The following is a 12,872-nucleotide window of genomic DNA, read 5'->3' on the forward strand; positions in this document are numbered from 1 at the left end:
ACTTTTTACTTTTACCTTGGCTCTTTTATTTAAAGGTAAACCCTTTTTCTTCTAATGCCTCCTTTAGAATTGCCATTCTTGCGAAGACACCGTTTTGCATTTGTTTAAAGACTCTTGAGCGTTCACATTCTACAAGGTCTGAGTCTATTTCTACTCCTCTGTTAATTGGTGCAGGGTGCATGATGATTGCTTCTTTTTTCATTGCTTGTTCTCTTTCTTTAGTCAGACCATATCTTTTATGATATTCCGAAGCAGAGAAACTCATAGCTGCATCGTGTCTTTCGTGCTGAATCCTTAATAACATCAGAACATCTACTTCAGCGATCAGCTCATCTACTGAAAGGTAAGTTCCGTTGATTAATGCTCCTTCGTCAAACCATTGTTCGGGTCCTGAGAAGTATACTTTAGCACCTAATCTTCTTAAAGCTTCGGCATTTGAGTTTGCCACACGGCTGTGTTTTACATCTCCTACAATTCCTACTTTCAATCCTTCAAATTTCCCAAACTCCTGATAGATTGTCAAAAGGTCCAGCATACATTGTGACGGGTGGTTACCTGTTCCGTCTCCCCCGTTGATCACAGGGATCTTAATATTTTTTAATTCCTCAAAATATCTGTCTTTCTTGTCACGGATCACTACTAAGTTTACTCCCAGACTTTCTATGGTCTTTACTGTATCATAAAGGCTCTCTCCTTTATTCACTGAGCTGTGTGAAGCATCAAAAGGAACAACCTGAAGTCCCAATTTTCTTTCTGCAATATCAAAACTTGTTTTTGTTCTTGTACTATCTTCGAAGAAAAGGTTTGAGCAAAAAACTTCTCCTTCAATTTTAGCAGTTTTACCATTTGCAAAAGCCATCGCTTCTGTCAGTATACTGTTGATTCTCTCGGTACTTAGTTCTGTAATCGTAAACATAATTCTTATTTTTGGGCATAAAAAAAGCGAAGACAACAATCTTCGCTAATAACAATAAATATCGTAAAGGGCGCTTTCGCCCGGTAAATCTAATGATATAAATGCTTTTTTATTCATTAGGTGCAAAGATACAACAATTTTATGAACCTACAAAAACAAAGTTTAAAATAAATTAAAAACTTACGAATTCCTTATTCTCATTTAAAATTAATATTTTTGTTAAAACTCAAATATAGTTTATGGATTTAAAAGACAAAATGATTCTCAGCATCATACAGGAAGACTCTACTTTATCTGTTAAAGAAATTTCAGAAAAAATAGGTCTTACCTTTACTCCAACGTACGAAAGAATCAAACAATTGGAGAAACAGGGGATCATTGAAAAGTATGTAGGTCTCTTAAACCGTGAAAAATTGGGTTTAAATATTGTCGTTTACTGTAATGTCCGACTTAAAGAACAATCCAAGAAAGTATTGGAAACCTTCGAGAAGAACATCATAAAGTACGACGAGGTACAGGAAATCATCAGTCTTTCCGGAGAATATGATTATATGTTGAAAATTATCGCAAAAGACATTAATTCTTATAATGACTTTGCTGTAAGTGTAATTTCAAACCTTCCCAATATTGGACAATACCACAGTTCCATCGTCCTTCATGAGGTGAAAAAATCTACCAAGTTTAAAATTGATCTGGAATAAGTCCTTTTATTTTAAACTTAATATTAATTCTGGTTTTCACTTACTGAAAACAATATATCTCATTATCATTTTGCGCCTTTGCGTTTTCAAATAGGTTTTTTAAATCTCTTATTTTGTTATAAAAACGCAAAGACGCAAAAGAAATATATAAACTGTATGCTTTAAGGCACAAAGATTTTATCTTCGATAAAATTTACAACTGAGTAGTTTTCAAAAAATCAATCATCAAATTCAAAGAGCGAAGTAAAACCCAACCATTAAGACCGCTTAAGCAAATAAGATTTAAGGATTTACAAACGATAAAACATAAGGCGTATTCTAAAAGTAATTTTAGATTTTTATGTCAGCTTAAGTTTTATGATCTTAATGGTTCAGATTTTAACCCAATAATTTATTCTTCAGTTTATTGAACTGGTATTCTATTTTATCAAGACAAAGATTTCCGATACTTCCCTGATGGGTATGATCCAGATCTCCGATTTCAAAATCAAACTCATTGTTTTCAATCTCCTGTCCTACTTTCACATAGGCATCACGGAAAGAGCTTCCACTTTTCACTTCTTCATTGATCTTCTCTACACTGAAAAGATATTTATATTTTTCATCCTCCAAAATCCCGTCTTTTACCTGAATATTCGGCAAAGTATAACTTAAAATTTCCAGACATTCTTTTAAGGAATCAATTGCAGGGAAAAGAATTTCCTTTGTCAGCTGTACATCTCGGTGATATCCTGACGGAAGGTTATTCGTTAATAGGATCAATTCATTGGGTAAAGATTGAATTCTATTGCATCGCGCACGAACCAGCTCAAAGATATCAGGGTTCTTTTTATGTGGCATAATGCTGCTTCCAGTCGTAAATTCCTTAGGGAAGCTGATGAAATCAAAGTTCTGATTTAAATACAGACAAACATCATAAGCAAATTTACCAAGGGTTCCGGCTAAAGTAGCCATTGACATTGCCAGTAATTTCTCCGACTTCCCACGAGTCATCTGAGCATATACAGAGTTATAATTCATTGATTGAAATCCTAAATTATAAGTCGTACTCTCACGATTGATCGGGAAAGATGAGCCATAGCCGGCTGCTGAACCTAAGGGATTTTTATTAATGATATTTTTCACTGAAAATAACATTTCAACATCATCCAAGAGAGCTTCTGCATACGCCCCAAACCATAATCCGAATGATGATGGCATTGCAATCTGCAAATGGGTATATCCTGGAAGCAAAACATTTTTATGCTGATCTGCCAATTGAATCAAAATCTGGAAAAACTCATCGGTAAGCGCTGTAATTTCACGGATTTCGTCTAATAAATATAGTTTTATGTCTAATAAAACCTGATCATTTCTTGATCTTGCTGTATGGATTTTTTTTCCTGTATCTCCTAATTCTGCAATCAGGATGGCTTCTACCTGAGAATGGATATCCTCAGCATCTTTATCAATTTCAAAACTCCCATCTTCTATTTTATTTAAAATATCGTTCAATACGGAAAGCATCTGTACTGATTCTTCGTTGGAGATAATTCCGGTTTCTGCAAGCATCTTACAGTGTGCCATAGAACCTTTAACATCATATTTCGCTAAACGTTCATCAAAGTCAAGGTCTTTTCCTACTGTAAAATTATTGACTAATATATTGGTGGCGAGGTCATCCTTTTGCCATATCTTTTTCATAAATAAGTATTGATTTTCTACGATCATATGTTGTCGTGATACGATCCTACCATGATCTGATTTAAAATATTTGATTGATTTTGACAAGCCCAGCAAGACTTTCCTTAAATTACTATTAACTATAAAAAAACATTTTATTATTATATAAAGTCACTATTTTTAATCGTATTGTTTGCATAAATCCTTATTAAAAACGTAAACTTTAAATGTCTGCTGAGCGTTAGTCAAAATATATTGTAAGCCGGAAGTATAAAACTGGGAGTTAATAACAAATTGTAAAAACATCCTTTCTTCTATCTTCCTGCTCCATCATTTATAACACTTTTTCCAAAACCCGGATATAGATTTCTATCCCTTCCTCTATTTCGTTGATATAGATGAATTCATCCGCTGTATGGGAGCGCCTACTGTCTCCAGGACCCATTTTCACAGATGTGCATGGAATAATTGCCTGATCTGATGAGGTTGGTGATCCATAAGTTGTCCTTCCGATTTCCAATCCTGCCTGTACAAACGGGTGATCCATTTCTATTTTTGAGGAATTCAGTCGGAAAGATCTTGCAGTAAGTGTTGATTTCATTTGTGACTGAATGATTTCAAAGGCTTCTTTATTGGAATATTCATCCGTAACCCTTACATCCAAAGTAAAATTACAGGATTCAGGAACAACATTGTGTTGTACTCCGGCATGGATTCCTGACAGTGTTACTTTAACTTCTCCCAGATATTCTGAAATTTTTGGAAATTTAAAATTTAAAATTCCCTGCAGATCCTGCATACATTTCACAATCGAATTGTCATCATTGGGATGAGCAGCATGAGAAGGAGTTCCTTTCATTTCTCCGTCAATCACCAACAGTCCTTTTTCAGCGATTGCCAGGTTCATCTGCGTGGGTTCTCCTACAATGGCAAGCTCGATATTAGGTAACTGTGGAAACAGAGCCTCGATTCCGTCAAAACCTGAAATCTCCTCCTCTGCCGTCAACGCTATCACTAAATTATATTTTAAATCTTCTTTATCATAAAAATGTAAAAAAACCTGTGCCATGGAAACCAGAGAAGCTCCGGCATCATTACTTCCCAACCCAAACAGTTTACCGTCTTTTTCAATCGGCACAAACGGATCAAGTGTGTAAGCTTTATTAGGTTTTACGGTATCATGATGGGTATTCAGTAATACAGATGGTTTGAATACATCAAAGTTTTTATTCACTGCCCAAATATTATTTTTAAAACGTTTGGTAGGAATCTGGTGTTTCTTGAAAAAGTTTTCAATCTCCACCGATGTATTGAATTCATCTTTACTGAATGAAGGAATTTCAATCAAATTTTTAAGCAATCCGACTGCATTATTCAACAATTCTTCTTTATTATAAACAGATTTCAGTTCCTGCATGATGATTCTCTATATGATTTTTTAATTCGGTTTCTTTAATCAGAAATACCTTATTTACATTATTCTTTATGGCTCCAAGAGCGTTTTCAAGTTTGGGTAAAATCCCTTTGTGTAATTTTCCTTGTTCTTTCAGTGTAGAAAATTCTTCTTCATTTACACTTTTAATAATAGATTCCGGATCATTTACATCTTCTAAAACTCCTTCTTTATCAAAACAATACAACAACTCTACTTCATATTTTTCTGACAACGCCTGAGCAATCACAGAAGCAATGGTATCAGCATTCGTATTGAAAAGATTTCCTTTTTTATCATGTGTAATGGCTGAAAATACAGGAACAAGATCCAGTTTAATTAATTTTGAAACCAATTTCTTGTTCACACTTTTCTTATTGATATCGCCCACAAATCCAAAGTCAATTTCAGGATGTTCTCTTTTTTTAGCTTTAATAAGATTTCCGTCAGCTCCGGAAAATCCTATCGCATTACATTTTTTATGTTGTAATTTCTCAACAATATTTTTATTGATTCCACCTGCATATACCATCGTTACAATATCCAATGTTTCTTTATCGGTAATCCTCCTTCCGTTGATCATTTTCTGTTCTATTCCGAGTTTATCTGCCAGCGTTGTCGCTAGCTTTCCTCCGCCGTGAACAAGAATCTTCTTATCATTAATTCCGGAAAACTGATCTAAAAACTGATCCAGTAATCGTTCATCATCAATGAGCGCTCCGCCAATTTTTATGATGTATATTTTCTGTTTCATTTTTTTATTTATTGTATGGATAGATTAATAGGAATAAATTCCTATCTTGGTGTTAAATCGTCCCTTCGGGACTCTTGGGGATTATTTTATATGGTCTAAAATTTCGCTGAATACGGTTTGTGCTGAGAAAATACGGTTCTTTGCCTGCTGGTAGATAATAGAATTATCACCATCCATTACCTCATCACTCAATTCAACGTTACGACGAACAGGAAGACAGTGCATTACTTTTGCATCATTAGTGTTTGCCAGTTTTTCATTGGTCAACATCCAATTTTCTTCTACTTCCGGCATTGCTGCATAATCATCAAATGAAGACCAGTTTTTTACATAAATAAAGTCGGCATCTTTCAATGCTTCATCCTGATCATGAATTACTTTTGTATCTTTTGTAAAAGCAGGGTCCAAATCATAACCTTCTGGGTTAGTAATCACAAGTTCCACATCCATTTCCTGCATCCATTCTGCAAAAGAATTTCCGACAGCATGAGCAATTGGCTTAATGTGTGGTGCCCATGTTAAAACAACTTTCGGCTTATGATCTTTTTTCCAGTTTTCTGTAATAGTGATACAATCCGCAAAACTCTGTAATGGGTGACGTGTTGCCGATTCCAAAGAAATAACAGGAACTGTTGCATGTTTTTCAAACTGACTTAAGATGCTTTCGTTCACATCATCATCCTTGCTTTTCATCCCTGCAAAACAACGAACAGCAATGATATCACAATACTGGTTTAACACCTCAATAGCATCTTTGATATGTTCCACAGTATCTCCGTTCATCACGGCTCCATCTGCAAATTCAAGGTTCCATGCTTCTTGTGCAGCATTTAATGTCAATACATTTAAACCTAAGTTTTGCGCTGCAATCTGGCTGCTTAAACGTGTTCTTAAACTTGAATTTAAGAATACAAGACCTATTGTTTTTCCTTTTCCTTTTTCTGTTTCAGAAAGTGGGTTTGCTTTAATTTCTAAAGCTTTTTTTATGATTTCCTGTAAGTTTTCTACATCGCTTACTGAGGTAAATTTTTTCATTTGAATTGATTTTAAAGATTATTTTACTCTTAAATATTTTTCAACACCTCTTTCAAAGCATTGATAAAAAGATCCGTTTCCTCTTTTTTGATATTCAGTGCCGGAAGAATCCTTAAAACACTTTTATCATTAGAGTTTCCGGTGAAAATATGATGATCAAACAGTAAGCTTTTCCTTACTTCTGAACAGTCTCTATCGAGTTCTATTCCGATCATCAATCCTTTCCTTCGGATGGATTTAATATGTGGTAAATCTTTAATTTCATTTTCAATATACTCACCCATTTGTTGAGCATTTTCGATAAGGTTTTCATCTTTCATTACATCCAGAACAGCAATTGAAGCTACACACGCTAAGTGATTTCCTCCAAAAGTTGTTCCCAGCAAACCGTTGCTAGCTTCAAACTTAGGATTGATTAAAACTCCGCCAACAGGAAAGCCATTTCCCATCCCTTTCGCTGTAGTAATGATATCTGCTTCAACTCCAAATTCCTGATGGGCAAAGAAATATCCGCTTCTTCCATATCCTGACTGCACTTCATCCAGAATCAAAACAGCATCATATTTCTCACACAACTCTTTAATCTTAAATAAGAACTCTTCTGTGGGAATCATAATTCCGCCTACCCCTTGAATTCCTTCGATAATTACTGATGAAATTTCATTTCCGTGTACTTCAAAAGTTTGTTCAAGCTGCTTTATATCATTCCATTCGGATTTGATGAAGCGTTCTGAAAAATTTACCGGAGCAACAATTTTAGGATTATCCGTTACAGAAACTGCCGCAGAAGTTCTTCCGTGAAATGATCCTGAGAAATAAAGTACTTTGCTTTTTCCATTGTGAAAAGAAGCTAGTTTTAATGCATTTTCATTAGCTTCAGCTCCTGAATTACAAAGGAAAAGGTTGTAATCTTCATACCCCGAAAGTTTTCCCAGCTTGCCAGCCAACTCTACCTGCAATTCATTCTGAACAGAGTTAGAATAGAAAGAGATTTTCTCTAATTGCTCTTTCAACTTATTTTTGTAGTGTGGATGATTATGTCCAATTGAAATCACAGCATGTCCGCCGTAAAAGTCAAGATATTGTTCTCCTTTGTCATCCCAAAGAAAAGATCCCTGAGCTTTAATTGGATTTATGTTGAATAATGGATATACGTTGAATAAATTCATTTTTTTGTTTTTAATTAATTTCTTTTGTCTTGAAATCGAAGATTCGACATCGTCAAACAAAAGAAACAAAAGTTCAAGACCTGGAAACTTCCGCTAAAAATTAGTTCTATTCTCCTAAGTCAGATTTAATTCTAGTTTTTAAAACTTACGATTGACTTATTAACTATTTAAAAGGCTATCGGTTTCAAATTCAAACCTGTATTTTCTTCCCAGCCCATTGCGATATTCATATTTTGTACCGCCTGTCCTGAAGCTCCTTTCAACAAATTGTCAATCGCTGAATGAATTACGGCAACATTTCCATTCTTCTCAATCTGAATCACACAGCGATTGGTATTGACAACCTGCTTTAAATCAATCGCCCTTTCACTTACTGTAACAAAAGGCTCTCCTGCATAAAAATCCTGATACAATTGTTCTATCTCCTTCAATTCCAGATCAGTTTTCACGGTAGAACTTGTAAAAATCCCTCTTGCGAAATCTCCTCTCCATGGAACAAAATTCAGGTTTACTTCTTTATTATTAAATGAGATCAACTGTTGTAAAATCTCATCCACATGTTGATGTGTCAAAGTTTTATAAGCTGAAACATTATCATTTCTCCATGTAAAATGAGTTGTTGACTGCAAAGATTGCCCAGCTCCTGTAGAACCTGTAATCCCTGTGGTAAAAACTTCATTCAACAATCCTTTTTCTGACAATGGCAATAATGCCAATTGAATTGCGGTTGCAAAACATCCCGGATTGGCAATACTTTTTGACCCTGACAGTTGTTTCTTATTGATTTCAGGTAAACCGTAGATAAAATTTCTGTTTCCAAAATTTCCATCCAAGCGGAAGTCATTCCCTAAATCAATCACAAGCGTATCTTTATCAACAGGATTTTGAGTTAACCAATTCTGACTTTCCTTATGAGGAAGGCATAGAAAAAGAATATCGACCTCTTCTGTTTGATTGGTTAAAACCATTTCACAAACCGTCGTTAAATCCGGGTACAGATCAGAAATTTTTGTTCCCGAATTCGAACGACTATATAAAAAACTCAATGTCACTTGGGGGTGAAAAGCCAGCAAGCGTATTAATTCACTTCCTGTATAACCATTGGCACCAACTATTCCTACTGTTTTTTTCATGTTTGAACTAATAGGACTGCGTCCTATCTTGGGTTAAATCGTTCCTTCGGAACTCTAGTTGATATTTTGATTAATCTGGTGGTATATATTCAAAGAATTACTTACAATTTTCGTATATCCTTTTACATCTTCTCCCGTCCAGGCTCTATTTGCTTCTCCGTAGCTTCCGAATTTATCAGACATTAAATCATGATCAGATTCAATTCCGTTTAAGATAAATCTATATGGATGAAGGGTTACAAACACTTTTCCACTTACCGTTTTCTGAGAATCCATTAAGAAAGACTCAATATTTCTCATCACAGGATCTAAGAAAAGTGCTTCATGTAGCCAGTTTCCATACCAGTCGGATAACTGGGATTTCATCATTTGCTGATATTTTGAAAGCGTATGTTTTTCTAATAAATGATGCGCTTTAATAATTACAGATGCTGCCGCTGCTTCAAATCCTACTCTTCCTTTAATTCCTACAATGGTATCTCCAACGTGAATATCACGACCAATTCCATAAGCAGAAGCCAGTTCTTCTATTTTTTGAATCGCATAAACAGAGTGATTAAAACTTTCTCCATTTACCGCTACAACCTCTCCATTTTTAAACTCAATTTCCAATTCTGAAGGTTGAGTTTCCTGAACTTGGGACGGAAACGCTTCTTCCGGCAGATAGTTTCTTGAGGTCAAAGTCTCTTTTCCACCTACAGAAGTTCCCCAAAGTCCTTTATTTACTGAATATTGTGCTTTATGGAATTCCATTTCATAGCCATGGCTTTTCAAAAACTCAATTTCTTCTTCACGGGACAAAGCCATGTCACGAATTGGCGTAATGATCTCAATATTCGGACACATTACCTGGAAAATCAGATCAAAACGAACCTGATCATTTCCTGCTCCTGTACTTCCGTGAGCAATAGCATCTGCTCCTACTTCAATCGCATATTTTGCAATTTCCTGCGCCTGAATGGTACGCTCAGCACTTACAGAAAGAGGATACGTGTTATTTTTCAATACGTTCCCGAAAATCAAATACTTCACACAAGAATTGTAATAATCTTCCTGAGCATCTACGCACCTGTACTCTTTTACCCCAAGGTTTAAAGCTTTTTTCTCCAACTCTTTTTCTTCTTCTTTAGAAAAACCTCCGGTATTTACAGTAACCGCATATACATCATACCCCAGTGTTTCACTAAGATATTTTGCACAGTAGGAAGTATCTAAACCTCCACTAAACGCTAAGATGACTTTCTTGTTCATTGCTATATTTAATTTCTGGTTGCGCATTCACAACACTGTTTACTTTATTAAGATCAGGCTGATTATTTACAGCCTCATTTTTTTTCATATTTTCCGGAACAAATAACATCGCTGTACATAAGCAGTTTTTACGTTCCTTTTTCATTAAAATTTCATAGTTCACACAGTTCTTACAACCGCTCCAGAACTCTTCATCCTGAGTCAATTCAGAATAGATGACTGGTTTATACCCCAAATCACTATTAATTTTCATTACCGCAAGACCTGTTGTTAATCCGAACACTTTTGCTTCAGGATATTTTTCTCTAGATAATTGGAAAACTTTATGTTTGATCTGAGTCGCTACTCCACCGTTCCTGAATTTCGGAGATACAATCAGCCCCGAATTTGCCACAAACTTCCCATGTGACCAGGTCTCTATATAACAGAAACCTACCCATTCACCGTTTTCAGTCGCAACCACAGCATTGCCTTCTGAAATCTTCTTACTCAAATATTCTATGGAACGTTTTGCGATTCCCGTTCCTCTACGCTGTGCAGAATCATACATTTCCTGCTGTATTTCACTCACATACACTAGATGTTCGCATGAGGAAATTTCTATTTCCATTTATTTATCTAAATTTTTTGGCAAATTTAAAATATAATTACTTTAAAAACCAAATAAAAAAGATTTTTTTTTTGTTTTAAAAAATTATACAGGTAAAATTATCTTTATTGAAAAATATATTTTTGCTAATTTATTATATATTTGCTAAAATAATATAGCTATGGAAAATACATGTCCGAAATGCAAGGGTAATAAAGTTGTTAAAAGCGGCATTATCAATGAAAAACAAAGGTTTCACTGTAAGAATTGCAACTATTATTTTACCGTTAAAAAGCTTGGAAAACAGATTGATGATTACTACGTTACTAAAGCGCTACAGCTTTATCTGGAAGGCTTAAGCTATCGTGAAATTGAGAGAATTATAGGAGTTTCTCATGTGACCATCAGCTCATGGATCAAAAAATACAATATTACCAGACCTCCCCATTCTGAGTTCCATCCTGTTTATAAAATACTGAAACAAAATGAATTAATTGAATATATTACTAAAGAAGAGAATATTAAAAACTCTGGTATTATCATTACTCAATTTGCTGATAAATATATGCTGATCAAGTGGGAAAGATTTAAGAAGTAGATACGAGGTTCGGGGTATTCGGTTCGAGATTCGAAGCACAAAACAAAGAAACAAGGCATTAATTATCAACACTTTACAAACAAAACAAATTCAAAACCTCGGATTACAAAACACGAAACTCGCATCTAGCAACAAATTACACCTATACTATTACCACTAATATATATTAAATTTTCGTAAATAAATTATTAATTCCAATTTGGCTTTCACAAAAAACAACGCCAAAAATTGATAATTTATGAAGAAATTACTTACATTTATTGGAGTAGCCTTAATCAGCAGTTCTGTATATTCACAAGGCTCTCCTGATTATGGCAGCGGGCTCAAAGTAAACCTCAATCCTGAGGGAGACAAATTCATCAGATTTATTTTATGGGATCAGCTTTGGTTGAGAAACAGCCAGATGAATCCAGGAAGTATGGTTGGAGGTGAAGCAACAGACAACACCTGGAACATAGGAAACAGGCGATTACGAGCTTTAACATACGCGCAAATTTCTAAAAGATATATGATCCTCTTACATTTCGGGATCAATAACCAAACCTTTATTAATGGCGGTGCTACAGGAACTACAGGCACAGGAGGTTATGGAAACGGAAAGAAAACACAGTTATTTTTTCATGATGCCTGGAATGAGTACGCAGTTATTTTACCTGGAGAAGCGGGAAAATTCAGTTTATCTTTAGGGGCAGGGCTTCATTATTACATGGGACTTTCCCGTATGACAATGGCTTCAACATTGAATTTTCTTACCGTTGACTCCCCTGTTTTCTCATGGCCATTAATTGATAATTCGGATCAGTTTGCAAGACAGATCGGAATGTTTGCCAAAGGAAAATACGGAAAGCTTGAATACCGCTTTAGCTTAAATAAGCCTTTTGCAACAGATCTTACTCCTGTAAATACAACAGATCCATCAAGGGCTGTAGCGGTAGACAACAATGGAAATCCTAATTTTTCAAAGGCTGGTTATGTTGAGTATCAATTCCTTGATGAAGAATCTAATACACTGCCTTTCAAAGTAGGTTCTTATTTGGGAACGAAGAAAGTATTCAATGTAGGCGCAGGTTTTTATCATCAAAAAGACGGGACGAGGACTTCTGTTAATTCTAATATTGAAAAACATGACATCAGCCTTTTTGCTGTAGATGCATTTGCGGATATTCCTTTGGGAGAAGCTAAAAACAAAATGGCAGTTTCAGCGTATGCCGGATATTACAATTATAATTTCGGTCCTAATTATGTAAGAAATCTTGGGACAATGAATATTGCGGCTACCGATCCTAATTTCATAGGCAATAAAGCCATTGCAGGTCCGGGAAATCTACAACCGACTATCGGAACAGGTAATATTATCTACGCACAGGCTGGTTTACTATTACCAAGTCAGGCGGAAAAGCCAAAAATCAGAATACAGCCTTTCGCTGCTTATACTCACAAAAACTTTGAAGCATTCGAAAAATCTTCATCCCAGTTTGATGTCGGAGCCAATTGGTTTATTGATGGACATCATGCAAAAATCACTACACAATATTCAACAAGGCCTGTTTATACCAATCCTAGTGAAAAACCATCTTCAAAAGGAGAATTTATTGTACAGTTCCAAATCTATTTATAAAGTTTGAACCATTA

The 12,872-nt window shown here is 35.2% G+C and carries 12 protein-coding genes; 3 read left to right on the top strand and 9 right to left on the bottom strand.

Annotated elements, in window-relative coordinates:
- Positions 1-25 precede the first annotated feature (25 nt).
- Complete coding sequence (locus tag BW983_RS13995; RefSeq protein WP_065393996.1) at positions 26-916, bottom strand: aspartate carbamoyltransferase catalytic subunit; 891 nt, start codon at positions 914-916, stop codon at positions 26-28.
- Between the two features lie 239 nt (positions 917-1,155).
- Between BW983_RS13995 and BW983_RS14000 the strand changes: the two genes are divergently transcribed.
- Entirely contained in the window at positions 1,156-1,617 is a 462-nt protein-coding gene (locus tag BW983_RS14000; protein ID WP_065393995.1) for an Lrp/AsnC family transcriptional regulator, read from the top strand.
- A gap of 378 nt (positions 1,618-1,995) precedes the next feature.
- On the opposite strand, the gene argH is transcribed toward BW983_RS14000, so the two are convergent.
- The 8 genes from argH to BW983_RS14040 form a co-directional block, all read right to left on the bottom strand.
- Positions 1,996-3,300, bottom strand: a complete 1,305-nt coding sequence (gene argH / locus BW983_RS14005) for an argininosuccinate lyase (protein WP_076552663.1) — start codon at positions 3,298-3,300, stop codon at positions 1,996-1,998.
- Positions 3,301-3,613: 313 nt separating this feature from the next.
- Entirely contained in the window at positions 3,614-4,696 is a 1,083-nt protein-coding gene (locus BW983_RS14010; protein ID WP_076552520.1) for a M20 family metallo-hydrolase, read from the bottom strand.
- A complete protein-coding gene (gene argB / locus BW983_RS14015) occupies positions 4,671-5,465 on the bottom strand; it encodes an acetylglutamate kinase (protein WP_065393992.1) in 795 nt (264 codons plus the stop codon). The genes BW983_RS14010 and argB overlap by 26 nt, the downstream gene beginning before the upstream one ends.
- Before the next feature lie 81 nt (positions 5,466-5,546).
- The gene (locus BW983_RS14020; RefSeq protein ID WP_076552521.1) at positions 5,547-6,500 is read right to left on the bottom strand and encodes an N-acetylornithine carbamoyltransferase; all 954 of its coding nucleotides are present in this window, start codon (positions 6,498-6,500) and stop codon (positions 5,547-5,549) included.
- Between the two features lie 29 nt (positions 6,501-6,529).
- Positions 6,530-7,669 carry an aspartate aminotransferase family protein gene (locus BW983_RS14025; RefSeq protein WP_076552664.1) on the bottom strand — a complete coding sequence of 380 codons (1,140 nt, stop codon included), beginning with the start codon at positions 7,667-7,669 and terminating at the stop codon, positions 6,530-6,532.
- Positions 7,670-7,836: 167 nt separating this feature from the next.
- Positions 7,837-8,802, bottom strand: a complete 966-nt coding sequence (gene argC / locus BW983_RS14030) for an N-acetyl-gamma-glutamyl-phosphate reductase (RefSeq protein WP_076552522.1) — start codon at positions 8,800-8,802, stop codon at positions 7,837-7,839.
- Between the two features lie 54 nt (positions 8,803-8,856).
- Positions 8,857-10,053, bottom strand: a complete 1,197-nt coding sequence (argG, locus tag BW983_RS14035; protein WP_076552523.1) for an argininosuccinate synthase — start codon at positions 10,051-10,053, stop codon at positions 8,857-8,859.
- Entirely contained in the window at positions 10,025-10,663 is a 639-nt protein-coding gene (locus BW983_RS14040) for a GNAT family N-acetyltransferase (RefSeq protein ID WP_076552524.1), read from the bottom strand. Before BW983_RS14040 ends, argG begins: the two co-directional genes overlap by 29 nt.
- A gap of 160 nt (positions 10,664-10,823) precedes the next feature.
- Between BW983_RS14040 and BW983_RS14045 the strand changes: the two genes are divergently transcribed.
- Together BW983_RS14045 and BW983_RS14050 are read left to right on the top strand one after the other, a co-directional pair.
- Positions 10,824-11,240 (top strand): IS1/IS1595 family N-terminal zinc-binding domain-containing protein, encoded by a 417-nt coding sequence (locus BW983_RS14045; RefSeq protein ID WP_076552525.1) that lies wholly within the window; start codon positions 10,824-10,826, stop codon positions 11,238-11,240.
- A gap of 238 nt (positions 11,241-11,478) precedes the next feature.
- A complete protein-coding gene (locus tag BW983_RS14050) occupies positions 11,479-12,858 on the top strand; it encodes a porin (protein ID WP_076552526.1) in 1,380 nt (459 codons plus the stop codon).
- Positions 12,859-12,872 lie beyond the last annotated feature (14 nt).

Source organism: Chryseobacterium ureilyticum, assembly GCF_900156735.1.
Taxonomy (GTDB): Bacteria; Bacteroidota; Bacteroidia; order Flavobacteriales; family Weeksellaceae; genus Chryseobacterium; species Chryseobacterium ureilyticum.